17 protein-coding genes, 1 tRNA gene and 1 pseudogene are annotated in these 17,013 nt (G+C 35.7%); 11 read left to right on the top strand and 8 right to left on the bottom strand.

Annotation, left to right across the window (positions count from 1 at the left end; all coding sequences use genetic code 11):
• Window positions 1-71: 71 nt before the first annotated feature.
• The 5 genes from L1994_RS03365 to L1994_RS03345 are packed head-to-tail and all read left to right on the top strand — an operon-like array spanning window position 72 to window position 7,118.
• On the top strand, window positions 72-557 hold the full coding sequence (locus tag L1994_RS03365; protein WP_278100281.1) for a hypothetical protein: 486 nt from the start codon (window positions 72-74) through the stop codon (window positions 555-557).
• On the top strand, window positions 557-3,529 hold the full coding sequence (locus tag L1994_RS03360; RefSeq protein ID WP_278100280.1) for an AAA domain-containing protein: 2,973 nt from the start codon (window positions 557-559) through the stop codon (window positions 3,527-3,529). Before L1994_RS03365 ends, L1994_RS03360 begins: the two co-directional genes overlap by 1 nt.
• A complete protein-coding gene (locus tag L1994_RS03355; RefSeq protein WP_278100279.1) occupies window positions 3,504-5,123 on the top strand; it encodes a hypothetical protein in 1,620 nt (539 codons plus the stop codon). Before L1994_RS03360 ends, L1994_RS03355 begins: the two co-directional genes overlap by 26 nt.
• 1 nt (window position 5,124) lies before the next feature.
• Window positions 5,125-6,675: a phospholipase D-like domain-containing protein gene (locus L1994_RS03350; protein ID WP_278100278.1), complete on the top strand. Its 1,551-nt coding sequence runs from the start codon at window positions 5,125-5,127 to the stop codon at window positions 6,673-6,675.
• A 26-nt stretch (window positions 6,676-6,701) separates the two neighbouring features.
• Window positions 6,702-7,118 carry a DUF7121 family protein gene (locus tag L1994_RS03345; RefSeq protein WP_278100277.1) on the top strand — a complete coding sequence of 139 codons (417 nt, stop codon included), beginning with the start codon at window positions 6,702-6,704 and terminating at the stop codon, window positions 7,116-7,118.
• A gap of 689 nt (window positions 7,119-7,807) precedes the next feature.
• Here L1994_RS03345 and L1994_RS03340 read toward each other — a convergent pair.
• From L1994_RS03340 to L1994_RS03315, 6 genes and pseudogenes are all read right to left on the bottom strand, one after another.
• Window positions 7,808-8,796, bottom strand: a pseudogene (locus L1994_RS03340) (IS630 family transposase).
• Between the two features lie 42 nt (window positions 8,797-8,838).
• Window positions 8,839-9,057 (bottom strand): hypothetical protein, encoded by a 219-nt coding sequence (locus L1994_RS03335; protein ID WP_278100276.1) that lies wholly within the window; start codon window positions 9,055-9,057, stop codon window positions 8,839-8,841.
• Window positions 9,050-10,540, bottom strand: a complete 1,491-nt coding sequence (locus L1994_RS03330; protein ID WP_278100275.1) for a DUF4062 domain-containing protein — start codon at window positions 10,538-10,540, stop codon at window positions 9,050-9,052. Before L1994_RS03330 ends, L1994_RS03335 begins: the two co-directional genes overlap by 8 nt.
• Entirely contained in the window at window positions 10,537-10,665 is a 129-nt protein-coding gene (locus tag L1994_RS03325; RefSeq protein WP_278100274.1) for a hypothetical protein, read from the bottom strand. Before L1994_RS03325 ends, L1994_RS03330 begins: the two co-directional genes overlap by 4 nt.
• Entirely contained in the window at window positions 10,662-10,859 is a 198-nt protein-coding gene (locus tag L1994_RS03320; RefSeq protein WP_278100273.1) for a hypothetical protein, read from the bottom strand. Before L1994_RS03320 ends, L1994_RS03325 begins: the two co-directional genes overlap by 4 nt.
• Window positions 10,860-10,934: 75 nt before the next feature.
• Complete coding sequence (locus L1994_RS03315) at window positions 10,935-11,915, bottom strand: alpha/beta fold hydrolase (RefSeq protein ID WP_278100272.1); 981 nt, start codon at window positions 11,913-11,915, stop codon at window positions 10,935-10,937.
• Window positions 11,916-12,138: 223 nt separating this feature from the next.
• Between L1994_RS03315 and L1994_RS03310 the strand changes: the two genes are divergently transcribed.
• From L1994_RS03310 to L1994_RS03295, 4 genes are all read left to right on the top strand, one after another.
• A complete protein-coding gene (locus L1994_RS03310) occupies window positions 12,139-12,375 on the top strand; it encodes an LSM domain-containing protein (protein WP_278100271.1) in 237 nt (78 codons plus the stop codon).
• Window positions 12,376-12,394: 19 nt separating this feature from the next.
• On the top strand, window positions 12,395-12,745 hold the full coding sequence (locus L1994_RS03305; RefSeq protein WP_278100270.1) for a helix-turn-helix transcriptional regulator: 351 nt from the start codon (window positions 12,395-12,397) through the stop codon (window positions 12,743-12,745).
• A 233-nt stretch (window positions 12,746-12,978) separates the two neighbouring features.
• Entirely contained in the window at window positions 12,979-13,467 is a 489-nt protein-coding gene (locus L1994_RS03300; RefSeq protein WP_278100269.1) for a hypothetical protein, read from the top strand.
• Window positions 13,460-13,726: a hypothetical protein gene (locus tag L1994_RS03295; protein ID WP_278100268.1), complete on the top strand. Its 267-nt coding sequence runs from the start codon at window positions 13,460-13,462 to the stop codon at window positions 13,724-13,726. The genes L1994_RS03300 and L1994_RS03295 overlap by 8 nt, the downstream gene beginning before the upstream one ends.
• A gap of 539 nt (window positions 13,727-14,265) precedes the next feature.
• Here the strand turns inward: L1994_RS03295 and L1994_RS03290 are convergent.
• Window positions 14,266-14,337 (bottom strand) — tRNA-Ala (locus tag L1994_RS03290).
• Between the two features lie 205 nt (window positions 14,338-14,542).
• Between L1994_RS03290 and L1994_RS03285 the strand changes: the two genes are divergently transcribed.
• Window positions 14,543-15,106, top strand: a complete 564-nt coding sequence (locus L1994_RS03285) for a diacylglycerol/polyprenol kinase family protein (protein WP_278100267.1) — start codon at window positions 14,543-14,545, stop codon at window positions 15,104-15,106.
• 269 nt (window positions 15,107-15,375) lie between these two features.
• Window positions 15,376-15,870 (top strand): pentapeptide repeat-containing protein, encoded by a 495-nt coding sequence (locus L1994_RS03280; RefSeq protein ID WP_278100266.1) that lies wholly within the window; start codon window positions 15,376-15,378, stop codon window positions 15,868-15,870.
• Here the strand turns inward: L1994_RS03280 and L1994_RS03275 are convergent, their stop codons facing one another.
• Window positions 15,871-16,989, bottom strand: a complete 1,119-nt coding sequence (locus L1994_RS03275; RefSeq protein WP_278100265.1) for a nicotinate phosphoribosyltransferase — start codon at window positions 16,987-16,989, stop codon at window positions 15,871-15,873. It abuts the gene before it with no gap.
• Window positions 16,990-17,013 lie beyond the last annotated feature (24 nt).

Genomic DNA, 17,013 nt, shown 5'->3' with positions numbered 1-17,013 from the left:
ATTATTTAAATTCAATAATTTCAAACAGATAACTATTTAGGACAATATTTTTTAGATGATGGAAGAATAAAATGAAAGACAATAAACAGAAATCTAAAATAATACATTTTCTTCTCCTTGGAAACTCTAAGGAGCATATAAACCGTGTCATTGAATACTACGAGATACGTAATATTGTGTTTTTTACATCAATCAATCTGATTAACGAAAACCTGGAATTTATTAAGGATATTAAGAAAAAAGAGATTAATGTCCTGGAAACCGTTTTACTTGATCCTTTTGAAGAAAAAGCTCTGGAGAATATGACTAAAAAAATGCTTGATGCATATTCTCTTTATTCAAATGATGGTATAAATCACATAATCGCAGGATTAACCGGAGGAACCAATCTAATGGTTCTTTCGATGGGGATGTTATGCTTTTCTGCCGGATTAAAAGCTCATTATGTGGTTAATAATGAAAATAATGATGTTATTACGATTGATATTTTTCAAAATATGGTGAAAAATGGCGATAATATACAAATTTTTAAAGATCTTTTTAAAGGAGAGTTATAATGAATAATCTATACTACGCCAACCTTGGAGAGGAAGATCCAGAGCAACTAGAGGATAGAGTCGTTCAAAGACTCAAAGATTTTCAGATCTTTTTAAACCAGGCTGAATTTAGATTGAAGAAAAAACGCTATAAGTTTTCTTTTAGCACAAAAAATGCAACAGGCAAAATTTCAGCTACAGATGCAGATATTAATCTCAACCCGTTTTCTTCAGAGGGCATATTTCTTGATGAGAAACTGACGAACAGAATCCAGGAGAATCATATTAACAGGGATAAAAAAACCATTAAGCTAATTGAAGGGCCCTATATCAACAAGATCGTTTATGTTAAATCCAACGGAATGACATATCCTTTTCAATTCACTCCTCAGGAATTTACTCTGAACAATATTCATCCCGAATTGGTCTCAACTTCTGATAATGGGAATTCTGATGAAAAAAGAGTACGAGAAGATGAAGAGGATCTGGCTCTGAATTTTCTGTCTGATTCAGACACAATTGAGATAAAGTCTAAAGGAAAAACAAGGAATATCCGTTTCAGAAATAAGTTAAAACGAGAAGAGTCAATTATTGTCAATGAATTACCTGAAAATGGAACCTTCTGGGCAAAATACAATACTTACATAATTCAAAGACAACGTCAGGCAATTGAAGATCTGGCCTTATCGCCTCAAAGACATCAGATCCCCCTTTTAAATCTTTTCAGACAAAAGGAGCGTGATTTCAGTTGGGGGAATAGTGATACATCATTTAATCCTAAAATGTGGTTTTTGCTCACCGATAAAAACAGGGATGGGACCGATGAACAGCGTGAATTCGTTAGAAAAGCATGGGGTACGCCGGATTTCGCAATTCTTGAAGGACCGCCGGGTTCAGGAAAAACAACCACAATTCTGGAATTAATTGCACAGGCTATATCGAGAAATCAGCGAGTTTTAATGGTAGCTTCGACTCATGTTGCAGTTGATAATGTTATTGAAAAACTTCTTGAAACCTATGTTCAAACAGCTGAAGGAGAAAAAACTCTAAAAGAAGCATGTGGGGCTATCCCTTTAAGGATAGGTGATGAGGATAATGTTTCGGATTTAATAAAACCTTACTGCCTTAATAATTTTGTAGAAAATGAAAGAAATGATCTTATAAATTTTCTAAACAGTAAATCCACATCAGGCAGTTTGACAGAATCACAAAAAATATGGAACCTATCACTTACAAAAAATAAGGCTGATGCAAAAAAGAACCTTCAAACGCTTCTTCTTGATGTAGCGAATCTAATCTGTGGCACAACCATTGGAATATTACAAGCCCCAATCATAAAAAACACTCACCTGACAGAACCTCTATTTGATCTTGTGATACTGGATGAAGCCTCCAAAACAACATTCCAGGAATTTCTTGTACCTGCTCTATACGGCAGGAAATGGATTTTATCTGGTGATGTTAAACAATTATCCCCATATGTGGATCAGACTCCGATAGAAGAGAACCTTAGCAATCTTCCGTCATTTACAAAGGAGAATGGACAAAAAGACCGTGAAATTTGTTTTGCAGCATTCCAGGCATCAGGATTTGATAGAGGTCCAAAAAATGTTCTTATGATTAAAGAAACAGATGAAGATGTTTCTGATTTTTATAAATATTCCCTAAAACAAGCCGAAGAGACAAATAACTATTGCAAAGAGCATAAAATTAAAAATGAAATCCTTACATGTAAAGGGATTTCTCAAACTCCAAGTAGTTATTCAGAAAAACTTGAAATTCTTGGATCAAATTTCCTTATTGCCAAGAAAAATTTAGTCTCTAAAATAGGATCATATCTGCCGCCTGATGTTTATTTCAATGATAATGAAATTCATGGTTTTTTTTCAGATCAATTCATTCGAAAAAGAAATGCCTGGAATGCTAAAACTTATGAAAACAAATCCTGGGAAGGTGAGATCGCCTGGAGAATCAGCAGAATGCATGAGTTAAAAAATTCTGCTGATTATGATCAGCTTTCCTCTGAAGTGGATCTACTCATTCCCAAATATGAAAGAGATAATCCCAAAACGGATGATTCAAGAAAGCATAAACCGAGGTTTGATCTTGTAAAAAATGAGATCGATAAGATACGGAGAATTGCTCTTCCTTCCGTCCTTGAATTACTTCAGGAAGGATTTGAGACACATTCAAAAAGGAGAGATCATGATCTTATAGCTTTATACAGCGGTCTTTCTTATGGTGGGAAAAATCCTGAGATTTTAGATATTCGCCATACCCTTTTGACATATCAGCACAGGATGCATCCTGATATATCCAATCTGCCACGAAAGTATATTTATGAAGGCAAGGCCTTAAAAAACGCAAACGGCGATGAAAGGATGAAAAATGAGCGAGATTGGAAATATAATACATATAGTTCACGATGTGTCTGGATAGATCTAAAGCCCTCAAAAGAGGATTTGGGATTTGGGAAATCAAAGTACAATTTGAAAGAAGTTAAAGCTATAAAAAAATCTCTCAATGAATTTATTCATTGGGCTAAATCTAATCCAAATCCTGGCGATAAATATGGTCTTTGGTCAATAGCCGTCCTTTCTTTCTATAAAGGACAGGAAAAAAAGTTAAAAGATGAATTGGCTGATATTTCTGCAAAAAATGGTATTTCATCTGAATTTGTTCGCCAGGATTGCAATATTTCTGTGAAAATATGCTCCGTTGATCGCTTTCAGGGTCATGAGGCTGATTTAGTTTTCTTATCATTTGTTCAGTCCTGTCGTAGAAGGGATAATAAGCGCTGCAAAAAATCAAGCATTGGATTTCTGAATTTCCAGAATCGGCTGAATGTAGCAGTTACAAGAGCACGTTATCAGCTGGTTATGTTTGGGGATAAACAAAATTTTGAGAGAAGTAAATCTGTGTTCCTCAAAGCACTGGCAACAGAAAGTACGCCCGGGGATATAGAATTTGGAGGTTATAAAAATGGAAATTAAACTTGAACGGAATATTTCAGTCAAATCTTATGAGGCAATAATGGAGATTGCATCATTTAACAAAGATTATGACTTTCTTCTCCCTGTCTTAAAATTAGAAGAAGAAGGTGGAATTACAGCAGAGCAGGTAAATACTAAGCTTCTCAATAAAATTCCAAATAATATAATGGGGAAACGCCTGTTAGACAGAATTGAACAATACAAGCTTATTGAAAAAGGATCCAGCCTGATTAAAAAAGAATCCGTCAAAATTGAGCAGAATAATCATTCAGAATATTTGACGTATGATCGCAATGATCGAGGAGAAAAATTTGTAAATCTTCTGAAAAGTAAAAAATTCATGGACACTTATGAAGATTTTGATGAGGAACTCCTAAATTCTCTTACACAATTAGGCCTTTTAAAATTCAAACCAGATGAATACGACCAATATTCTCGATCATATTATTCACAATCATATAAATGCAAACCTCTATTAATTTCTTCCTGGCCATACACTCCTAAAAATGAAGAAGAGAATCAACTCTTCAGTTCGCTTGAATCCATGGGCTTCATAGAGAGAGTTTCTCAAAACAATCACAATGCCAAATCCTTTGAATTTGAAAATCTCAAAGATAATAATAATAATAATTATACATTGACAGAAATTGGAAGGAAGGCACTTGAAACTGGAAAAATACCCATCCCTGAAAAAGGTCTATTTGTTCTTTATACTACTGAGGACCCGGTTTTCCGTGAAAAACTGATTGCATGTGAACCTAAATCTGAAAATAAAAGACAGGATTTTGAAGAAAAATCAAGGAAAAATGCTCAAAATGAAAATAAAAAAAATAAGAATCAAAAATTCGAAAATCCGGAATGGCTAAAACAAATAATAAAATCATTACAAAATTCTCCTAAAATTGTTGAACTAGATGCACAGAACAGAGAAGAAATACAACTGCTAAATATTGAAGGAGAAGTAAACCACTCCGAACAAAGTAAAAAAATATCAATTAGTCTTAAATTCTCATCAAAACAGTCTCCGGAGATGGAAGTTTATACATCTACATATGATAAGAGAAAAAAAGAGGAAACAAAGATAAAATCTGTCTGTCAACCTGCGATAAATATATCACTCCTTGAAATCCTGAAAAAAATGGTTGCTGAACATGCCAGTGATATTATTGAATTTGAAAATGAACCTACTCTTCTAATAAAATTCTCTGAAATTAAAAATAATCCTTCTGAAATAAATTCGGGAAAAAAGTCATTGAAAATAAAATCCCCGGTTATAGAAGGATTTGGAACTTTCAATGATGTTTCAATCCAAAATATAACATTACTCCCTAAAACTTTAGAGGATGCTGTTTTATGGTCAAATTCTCTTATTTCCAGTTCAATCAATTATTACATAGATAGAGACTCGTATAATGCTCTCTGTGAAAAAGTAATCCTGCGTTTTAAAGAGAGATTTGATTATGATGAATTAATGAAGGGAGTTAGTTCTTTTAATGAACTGAAAAATGAAATCATCGAAGTAAAGGATAAAAATCCACAAAAATACTGGTATTTTACAGCTCCAGAACTACTTACATTTAAGAGGGTGAAATAATATGACAATCAATTATTCTGGTAATATCTTAAAATCTCTTGAAAAACCAATCCAAGAAACATTCAGTTTTGAAGATGAGACACTTGGAACATGCTGGGCAAGCAAAAAAGTTGCGGATTTAAATAACCTTGCGGTTTTCAATGCCGACATAATAAGAGAAACCCAACGGGATATTATCATACCTTCTAAAAAGGGTGAATTGATCAAATATTTAGTTAAAAATATTGAAAAAGCTCACGATGAAATTTATCTATCATCATTTCTTATTCAAAAAAGTCCTGTTACTGAGGCTCTTCTAGAAGCTGAAAATAGGGGAGTGAAAGTTTTCCTATTAACTGCAAGAGAAGAAGATCTCAAAAATATTAATAGTGAAAATCTGGAAGAAGAGAGTGATATAATAAAAGATCACATTGCACTTCTAAATTCTTTTGCTGGGAAGATACTTGTCAGGACATGCGATAGTTTTCATGCCAAATATATTCTGATTGATCCTCTTTCGGATAATCCATTTGGATTGATGATGACCTGTAATGCTACTGTTGATCCTATGACAGGTTCAAATATTGAAATAGCCGTTTCACTTAAGAAAAATGAAATATTATCATTTTTTTCACATTTTCTTAATGGCTTTTGGGAGATGGCAGATCATGAACTTCTGGAACCAGGTAAATTAAGAGCTGTGAAAAAAGATCTCTCTTTCAAACCTGATTTGGGAGAAATTACTCTGCCGGTAACGACCAATAAATCTAAAACATTAAGAAAATACCTGATTGAATTAATTACAGGTGCTAAAAAATCAATTTATATTACAGGATGGTCATTTGATCCTGATTATCAAATTGTTAAAGAATTAGAAGATGCCTCTTCCCGTGGTGTTTCTATTCAAATCGGAACAAAACAGACACCTAAAAGTACAAAAGCACTATTAAAACTTGCAGAGCATAATGCCTCAATTTTGGGTCACTCACGTTTTCATGCAAAATGTGTTTTAGTAGATGGAGAATCAGGAATTATTATTACATCAAATTTTACAAGACTTGGTCTTGAAAGCGGATTTGAAACATCGGTTTTATTAAATAAAGATGAAGTCAAAAAAATCGAATCTATTGTTTCAGAATGGTTTAAAAGTTGTCCCTGGAAATTAAGCCACAGCCTCCTTCTTGGAGTTGCTGATGATAAAATATTAGAATTATCAAAAACAGGAGATAATTTAATTGATTTTCCAATTATAACTGAAGAAGAGAGATCAATTCCTGATTTTTCACCTCAATCATTAGAACTGATCATGAACTACACAATTCAAAAGGGACAGGCTGAAAAAATTAGAAGGAATCTAAATGATAAAAAAATTAAAAAATTGACATTATCTCAGAGAATAATTCCTCCAAAATTGGCAAAAAATGCTAAAAAAGAGGAGCATAAAGATATTCCTTTTCCGGTATATAGCACAGGGAAAGGACTAAAATGCATTACCATCTCAAAATGGGAAGACATTAACTCAGCAAAAGAATTTGCACAAAAATTGAACGCTAAAATTGTTTTAGAAGCCTAAATAATAGTAACAAATGGGGATCTAACATGTCTAAAAAAACAATTATTGAAATTAATGAAAAAATTACGAATCTTAGGGAACAACTTGCGGGTTCACTAATGAGTGCAGAAAAAGAATATAGAATCAGATTTGAAATCAGTGATTTGCAATACGAATCACTCCAGATGCAGATAAATGATCTGCATCAAAAATTAGAGTCAAATCAAAATAAAATCTTAAAACCTCCCAGAAATGAAAATAATAAATCAATAAATTGCAAAAGAGCAATAAAAGATTTTTATAAGCAAATTGAACACTTGGAGATGGAACAACAGACAAGGATTATGAATACTGATAAAGAGCGTGAATTGATTGAAAAAATAAAAGAATTGAGACTTAAAATTCAAGAACAAGAAGATTATTTAGAGAAACAAAAAAATATTCACATGCAAAAAATAAAATAATTCAAGGTAACATTAGCTGAATTTGGTATTTTTTATTAATTATTAGTTTCCACATTCATATCCACACTCCTTCTTTTTTATATCATTATATTATCAAAATTCAGATGTTGTAGATTTAAAGAGAGATCTATTTTTTTATAAATCAGAGATTTGAATTGAAATAAACAAAATCCAACAAAAATTATACATATTTCAGTCTAAATTAAGGAATATCATTTCAAACATTTTATCAAGTTGTTTTACTAGGTTAATTCTATCAGCCACTTCCTTTCTAAACTCAAGGTCGCATTAACTGCATAAAATGCGAAGGGCCGTTTTTATTGACGCCAGATATAATTCTTTGGACCTCTTAGGTTCACTAAGGCTTTTTATTCTCTTTATTTATACCAGAGGATAATCTGGATCTGTTCCAGTCAGATTGGCATATAAGTAAAAAGATTGTCAACATTAACGTTAAATAATATTACCCACATAAAAACTATATGGTGAGAACCGTGGAAAACAAGTGCAATAACGAGGCACTTCAGGAAGGACAGGGGTTCCCCATATCAGCACTTTTAGTAATAATTCATTGTTTTTCTCTAAAAATTAGGATATATTTCTTTAATATTTCACAACATCAGATCTATCTGATAAAATTTATAGTCAAGAACCTAATTAATAATACAACTTTCATTACTAAGAAATTTTTAAATCCAGGATTTAGCAAAACTCAATGAGCAACCAAATTTTTTAAAAGCATCAAGAATTACTTGTTTTAGGTTATCTAGATCTTGAATGAATGTCCGGGAAATAATTCTCCGGATACTTTTCCAGATGTATTCTATCGGATTTAGATCTGGAGAATACAGGGGCAAATATACAAGTTTAATATTAATTTTTTCTGCGTATTGCCAGGTTATATTTGCATGGTGAGAACGAAAATTATCGAGAATTATAACAATATCATTTCCAGGATTCATTTCCCTGATGGTCTGAAGGAACTTACAAACATCTTCCTTTTTAGAATGTTCGTGAAATTCGAGAGTAGATACTCCATTAATTGAATAAAATCCAAAAGTATTTGCCCGAAATTTCGTGGTGTTTTTAATTAGTGTTGGGTGACCGCAAGACCACAATCTCTGAGTATTTGCCGTGGTTTGTGGAGATTTTTCATCCAGAAAACCAATAACCATGCCCTGATTTATTTCAGGTAAGTTTTTTTTAGGGTAGATTCGGCATCATCAGGCCGTCGATAATCAAGAGTGAATGGTTTCCCATATTTCATCTTAAATTTTTTCTTCATAATAATCCGAATTTGTTTAAGAGTATATTCCACCCCAAATTCATCGTATATTAGCTTACAGACTTCATCAGTCGTCCATGTAGATTTTTGATTTATTAGCTCCTTTAGCTGAGTGAAATCTTCGGGAGAGAGTTTCATCGGCCTTCCTCCTGCATATTTTGGAATAATTCCATCATATCCGTCCATATTCCACCTGCGTTGCCAGATATATCCCTCGTTCTTAGAAATTCCTACTCTTTGTGCGGACTCTTCCACACTCGTTCCTTCATATCGATATTTCACAAAATAAAGCCTTTTAAGAATCTTGACATCCTTTTCCAGAGTTTTAATTTTTAATTTTAATTCATCTAAGGCCATATGTTTCTCTATCGGTATTTGTTCAGACCAGGGCATACTTAGTATTGGGGTTTATTGTAATATATGTTTGGTTCCTGACTATAATTCAAAAACAGCTTTATTGATGAGTTCATCGTCATATTCCCCTCTGGCATATTGATCTGTTTTCTTAAGATAGCAGCGGAGTAGTTCTTCTTCGATGTTTTTATTATCCTCCCTCTCTTCCCAGTTGCCGAGATACTCATATTTGAGGGTGTTTTTGAATAATTTGATAACCCTTTTCTGAGTTACAATCTCAAGTTCTCCTATATTACTCATCCTTACCACCGGTTATCTTCCAGTATCCGCCTTTGTTCGGCCCGATCCTCTCAAGCCTGCCTGCCTGCTTTAGTTTTCTGATCTGCCACTCTATACCCTTTGGTGTAATACCAACCTTTACGGCCAGTTCGTTCATGCTGATGTATGGATCTGCCTCAATAAATGAGAGAATTTTATCTTTGGTTTCTTCCCTGGTTTCTTCCCTGGTTTCTTCCCTGGTTTCTTCCCTAGTTTCTTCCCTAGTTTCTTCCCTAGTTTCTTCCCTGGTTTCTTCCTGAAACCTGCGGATAGTTGTCAGGAAACCATCGGTTACGGCAAATTCAGGTTCAGGAAGACCTGCCTCCTCACACCACCTGATAATATCTCTCGTCCCTGTACCCACTTTTTCGATGTAACGTGTCAGGTACATCGGTTCAGCCAGGAGCGGATTGAAGGGAACAGAGGCGTGTGCGACCCTTAGCTTGTCCAGTGTCAGCGAAGGCGGCAGAGAACCGGGATTCCAGATCTCCAGCCGGTCGGCAAAGAGCATCACCTGAACACTGCCGTTGCTTGTATAATCGCGGTGGACGACTGCATTGACAATCGCTTCTGCGACAACTTCCCGCGGGATTTCATATTTCACGGGTGCCTGCGGGCCAAAATTGCGGGTGCCGACAGAGAGTGCTATCTTGCTCATGACGAAATCAATTGCCTGATCTACCAGTTCAAAGACAGTACCCTTGTACACCTGGTACGAGGGAATGGGTTTTCTTACTTCTGTACCATGGAAGTGTGCACATTTGACTTCCGATGATATCAGGTAACGCTGGGGATTTTTTGCGAAGAGAAGTACTGCTGCATTTGTCAGCCGCCCGTCATCGAGAAGGTTTAGGTGTTCAAGCAGTTCATGAGCATCGACATCTTCAGTAAGCGGAAAATGCCGGGATTTTCCTGCGGTACGGACAAACCATCTCATCCGTTCGGGATCAAGGTCTGAAAATCCGGCTTTCATACAGGGTGCTGCATCAAACGGGCCGGATCTTATGAGCTGTTTATCGGCAAGGTAGTCGATGAGTGCTGCGTAGAGTCCTGTCCTAAGTTCTGATGCCGTGTTGAATCTTTTTCTTATCAGATCTGATTTAACTCTGTCAATGAGTGCCTGCATCTTAGGATGGCGGTCTTTATCATCTGTTCCTTTGACATAGATAAGCCTGTATTTCCCAAGAGAGGTTGCATAATCAAACTCCTTTTCTGTCGGCGATCTGCCGCTATCGTCCACGGAGCCATAACTGCTGCCAAAAAGCCCGATGTAAATGTCACAGTTTTCCACTTCTTTAAGGTACATATCATCAGGGCTGCGGTCGGCGGCCGGCACATCCTCAAAGAGAAATACCTCAAAGAAACGCCTCATCAGTGTATCACCCGTGAGGTAATCACGAAGAGCCTCTCTTTCCTCAGCGAATTCTTTCTGAACACTGCTGATGAAGAGGCGGACCGGTTTCAACTAAAACCCCCCCTTCTCATGACAGCATGCAAAGGACATTCATAATCAGGTTTGTCACGAAAGAGTGCGACAACCCTGTTTTGTATATCTTTTTCCCTTTGCACAACCAGAACCGATGAATTCATACAAGCCGTATCCTCCCTGTCAAAAGCTCCTGCATCATTCCTTCTTTTATCATCCTAAGTTTATTGCGTTTTTGTTCCAGTTCTGTTATGTACTGTCCTGAAATTATTTCGCTTTTTAAAAAAACTGTCTTCGTTAATTTGTGCAGGTATTTGTTGTATAGGTATTTGTTTTGCAGGTTGAATTGTTCATCCAAAAAAAAAGAAAAAGTATTACAAAAATATTTTGGTTGTAGTTCTCTCAAAAATTAAAAATTAGTATCAGATTTCATTCAGCAACAGCTTATATCCTCATCAATGTCCAAAAAAAGTTTTACAGTCTTAGAAAGGCCCTGAGGATTCTGGTACATCAGACCATGGCCTGCGCCTTTAAATTCTGCTGTCCATGCACCGTCAATCTCCCCTGCCATTGCTTTTGAAAACTCAGGAGGTGTTAGAACATCTTCTGTTCCGACAATTAAAATCACAGGAATATCTATATGATTAAGCCTCTCATATGAACCGTTCCAGTTAAGCCCTGCGTTATACGCGGCTAAAATTCCATTTTCACTTAGTGTTTCAGACGAAACAGGCAGATATTCATCTGGATTGTGGCATGAAAGCCAGGTCTTTGGAAACATATTTTCAATAACAGTTGTTTTATTTACCTCTCCATAAGCCACCTGACGCAGATATTCCCTCAGATGCTTTTCATCCGAAGATGAAACACCAGAATAAGGTGCATACAATACGGCTTTTTCAACCTTTTCCGGGTACTTTAAAATAATCTCCTGTGAAACAGCGGTTCCCATCGACCATCCCATAAGATATGCTTTTTTTATCCCCAAAGCATCCATAAGTGCGGCAGTGTCGTCAGCATAAATCTCATATGTCATGTTTTCAGGCGAAATCCCCCCGGGTTCAGTATAGCCTGTTCCTCTGTTGTCAAAGATTACAACGCTGTAATTTTCGGCAAGGGAATTTAGAAGATAAGGGCTCCACGCATCCATCGTCGCCGCATATCCCATAACCATTACAAGAGAATCTCCTTTTCCTGCCTGTTTGTAACCTATTTTGACTCCATTTGCATATACAAATTTTAGTTGAGCATCATCAAAGACAAAAATGTCCGTTTTGGAAAGAGTTGTATCTTCAATTTTTTCAGGCAGAGGAGTTTCAAAATCTGTATTACCTGTGCATCCGGCAGAAAATACTGCAAAGACCAGTGCAAAAATTATTATCGCCGGATATATAATATCAATTCTTTTACGCATGAAAAACATCCCAAAGTCAGATTTGTTAAACAATCTATATCAAAACTGCCAGTATATAATAAGCATACGAATTATAGATTACAGCAAACGCCAATACTATTTTACGCAATAGTTTTAACAGATACATTTTCCTGCCGGATTTGTAACTGACAAAAACTACTTAGAACGGACTTTAAAATAATAAGGGAAATAATTAATTACATTACAAACCATATAAATGACGATGGTTAATAGCATTGTTCTGCCGATAAAAAAAGTATCAGCTCTTGTTGACTCAAAAATTACAGTTGAAATCAAAGACGAGGGCAAAAAACTTCAGGGAAAGCTTGTCGCTGTCGATGAGCACTTAAACATTCAGATGGATCAGGCAACAGAATTTATAAATGGTGAAAGGGGCAGAAACCTGGGCACTGTTGTAATCCGTGGAAGCAACATTCTGACCATCGCACCATTAATCTAAAAGGTATTTTTTGGTAGTTATGTCAGAAATTGAAGACGAAGCATTCAAACTTATTCAGTCAAATCCAAAGGGTATACTCCAGAGTGAGTTATGGAAACTTCTGAATATTGACAGCAGAAAGTGTTCAAGAATTGTAAAAAAGCTCACCGATGCTGATCAAATAGAAAGAATTGACCACAAGTCAGACGGAGTTAAAACATACCTTCTAAAAGCAAAAAAGCGGGCCATTGAACCTGAACTTTTGCTTGCCGGAGGTGACCTTCTCCCCTGCATCGGCTGTGAAGAAGAGTGCAGTGTTCAAGACTGCCCTCTTTTAATGGACTGGATGTATCAGCTTGCAATTGAAGAATTTTCAGAAGATACATCATAATATTAATTTTATCTTTTGTTTTTTTTGCAACCATTTTTTTTTTATTATAATCAGATTTGTGGCTTTCATATTCAAAATCTTAAATTGCTACGATAGTCAAAATTCCAAAAAGACTTAATCATCATTTTTGTGCGATAAAAACGCTCATAATACGGATTTTACATGCAAATCAGGTTGTGATAACAGTCAAGTCTACAAAATGATTAATTCAAATAGCAGTCCTAATTTAAATCATGGCTGAATTTGTATGCACTCTCTGCGGAAGATGCTGCATGGGCATGGGGAGATATGTGAAAATCACCGGACATATGGGTCCGGACAGATTTGTTGCCGTACATGAACTTGCAAACGAAGTTTTTTATCCTGTTGTCATGCGAAAATACAGAGATGATTTTTCTGTTGATGAAAGAGAGACACCAAAGGAATGGTGCCCTTTTTTAATGGATAAAGATGAATCAGGAAATTATCTCTGTGCTGTTCACGACACCGCACCTTCGTTTTGCAAAAAATTCAAATGCTGCATCTTTAAAATATTTGACCGGAACAAAAATTATGCCGGAGAAGTTAAGGGAAAAAGCACTCTTATTTCAAAGGATGAAAATCTCAAAAATATCTGGAATGAGGATATTATGACATATCCAATCGATGATATATCAGCATGGAAGAAGAATATGCAGTCAAAGCTTGCAGAAAAAAACTATATTTTAGAAGAATATGACTGAAAAATCAACAAGAACCCTAAAAGCAGAAAAAGGATTTGTTAAATGTCTGCCTGATAAATCTGAAAATGTTGAAAAATGCCGTTTTTGTGTTCACTCTGTTGCATTTTTACATGGGGAAAAATACATTAAATCCCCTGCAAGAGCGTTTTGCACATTGACACGTTCAACAGAAGAAGTGTCATTAAAAGACGTAACAGAAGTAGTCTGTGATGATTTAAAAGGCGAAGGATACAGAAGCATGATGAATGTTATAAGTTAAGAGGCTGATTAGAAGACGCTTTTGACTATTCATACCATATGATTCTGCAATCATGAAACAAAAAATCATCCTGCACTAATAATATTCTTATGGCAACCGATGGTGATAAAATAACAATTAGCCATTAAATATTAATATTTTATCAGATTGAAGAAACTGAGCATGTGGTTTATGTAATTGATATAATGGGATTTGTCAGGCTCATAGTGAACATAAAAAGATATTAATTTTCCGGCTTTTCAGCTTAACACGTCTATTTTTTCTGGAACTTTCTATTTTTACCTCCTTTTCCACAGATTAAAACTTATAAGAGTGTCCGGATGTGTACGTACACAGATGTACAGAAGAAATGAGAAATGGAGAAAAATCGAAAATACGCGAAATCCATAGAATTAAAAAAAAGATTGCATTTAAAAGTAAAACCCTGATAATTACGATTATATAAAAAATAACGACTTAAATGCGTCTGGATTAATGGAAAAAAAGCTCTCAATGAGAACATAAAAAATACATAATTAACATCTATTTTATAAAATAAATGGACAGAGCGGGAATTGAACCCGCGGCCTCTACCATGCCAAGGTAGCGATCTTCCCCTGATCTATCTGCCCGAAGTTACTGCCTTATGATATAGGAATTTTAAGAATAAATACTGTTTCGTTTTACTCTTATCATTTCCAAAAATTATATTCGAAAGCCTGAGACTAATGTTCAAAAGATTTTTTAAATTTTTCCTATTTCTGACAAGTACTTCCAAAAAAACACTCCTGATTTAAACCATCACCTTTAACTAAAACAATAAAAAAACAGTATTATGTGAAAGAGACATACAGACAATTTTCGCATCTTTTATTCGGACTTTTAATCTGCGCATTCATCTATATTGCAAAAACAGAAGTTTCAATATACACATTCATCGCCGTTATATTCACCGGAGTTATAATTGCAGATGCAATATCAAGAGGAATTAATGTTCCTCTTTTCTCATATCTGATTAAGAAACTTGAAAGAGACGGCTCATTTCCGGGAAAAGGGGCTCTTTTCTTTTTCGTAGGCGTTTTGTTCTGCCTTCGTTTCTTTGGAGAGGATATAACAATAACATCGATAATTGTCCTCTCCGTCCTTGACAGTGTATCAACAGTTGCCGGTCTGAATTTTGGAAAACACAAAATATATGGCAAAAAATCACTGGAAGGAACAGTTTTGGGAATCACTGCATCAATATTCGTATTAATATTTTTCATATCGCCAATAACTGCAGTCATATTGTCTGTTATCGCCGGAATTGCTGAACTAATATCTCCGGTTGATGACAATCTTACAATTCCGGTTGTATCCTGTGTCTGTCTGTTCTTCCTGGATAAATTATTCATAATCTAGAAAAACGTTCATAAAAAAAAAGTTTTCATGCACTGTTTCATGAAAATCATAATTTGATTTTTCATGGTAAATCATGACATTTTTCATCAGGAAAATACCGGCAATTTTTTCCGGATTAATAAAATATCACCTGATAGAAAATGTATAAATTCTAAAAGATCAGTTCTTTAAATGACACTAAAAAAAAATCAAAAAAACACAGATTATTCATGCAAAAAAATTTATGAGTTTTGCATATGAAAATTAAAAAAAAAGAGGTCATTTATTTTATGGAAGAAAAAACTCTTTTAAAACTGCTTATTATAGTAATAATAATACTCATGGCCTCGGTTATAGGAAATGTACTTCTCTATATGGGTATTACTGAGGCCAACACCAACACATTCACTTCACTAAAAAATACTTCAGAAACTGCAGAAGTTCCTGACTCAATATCATACATGGACTACAGCGGTGCATACTTTGAAGGAGCAGATCTTTCAGGGATAAACGGATACAAAGCTATTCTTACAGGTGCTGACTTAAGAAGTGCCGACCTTCACGGAGCAAAGCTTACACTTGCAGATCTATCAGGGGCAGACTTAAGAGAAGCAGACCTGATAGGGGCAAAACTTGACTATGCAATTCTTAGAGGAACAGACTTAAGGGGCGCAGACCTAAGCTTTGCAGACTTAAGAGGAGCTGACTTAACAGACGCTGATTTAACAAACGCACTTATCGAAGGAACAGACATCAGATGGATAAAAGGAGAGTATAAAAGGTAATCAGATGAATTTCTGAAGGGCAGATAAAACCCTTCCTCTCGATTTTTGCATATCAGGCATACTTAAAATCTGACCCTCTTTTATGAATATCTTAAGCATCGATCTTGAGTTTTCAGGAACTAATGCTCCAAAAGGAAGCATGATATGAGTTCCGTCCTCAAATTCATACACCTCCTTAACTCCGCTCTTCTTGCCACGCTTGGATATTGGTTTTCCTTCAATATCAACAATATCAAGTGAGAAATCAATTACAGGCGCATTTGCAATCGCTCCTCCGACCCCGAATCCGTCAACAATATCACGGTAACTGATAATATCCTCCAGAGTAAGACCGCCGGATAAAAAAATTCCGACGTCAGAATAGCCGTTTACGTCAAGTTCCCATCTGACCTCTTCTATTATTGCTTTCATGTCACCTCTTCGTGAGCGGGGGGTATCAAGTCTGACAGATGTTGCTCCGGCCTTTGCCGCAGAAAGAGCCTCTGTTTTTTCATCACAGAAGGTATCAGAGAGCATGACCCTGGAAACCTCCGGCGGTGCATGTCTGTCAAAGGAAGTCCACGCTTCATTTGGACTGTCATAGCACATAACAAAAGAATGCGGCATTGTTCCCATAAGCGGTATTCCTGGCGGTGCACAGGTGTTACTTACCCCGTCAACTCCGCCAATCCATGCCGAACGCTCGATCATCGCAGAAATTGCCGGATGCTGACGTCTTGAGCCAAACGACAATACAGAAACGTCACCGGAACAGGCTTTTATCATCGCGGCAGATGATGCAATTCCTGAAGCATGACATAAAAATCCAAGAAGTGCTGTTTCATATTTTGCAAAATCGCGATATTTGCCGGTTATTCTTAAAACAGGCTCTCCGGAATAGAAGATGCTTCCTTCCTGCATTGCAAATACATCAACACTGATACCTTCTAAAAGTTTTAAGACATCAGGAAGACCGCAGAAAATTCCCCAGTCATAAGAAAGATTTGCAGCGGTTACTTCAACAGTTACTTTTGGATTTTTATTTTCAACTGTTAAAATATCATCAGCCCTTTGAAAATAAATATCAGTGCATTCACCTGATTTTATCAGCTCATCACTGACAGTATAAAATATTCCCATTTAAAAATAATGGGGTGACAAACA

Source organism: Methanomicrobium antiquum, from assembly GCF_029633915.1.
Taxonomy (GTDB): Archaea; Halobacteriota; Methanomicrobia; order Methanomicrobiales; family Methanomicrobiaceae; genus Methanomicrobium; species Methanomicrobium antiquum.
Note: the sequence above shows the minus strand (reverse complement) of the source record. Positions and strands in the feature narration are given on the sequence as shown.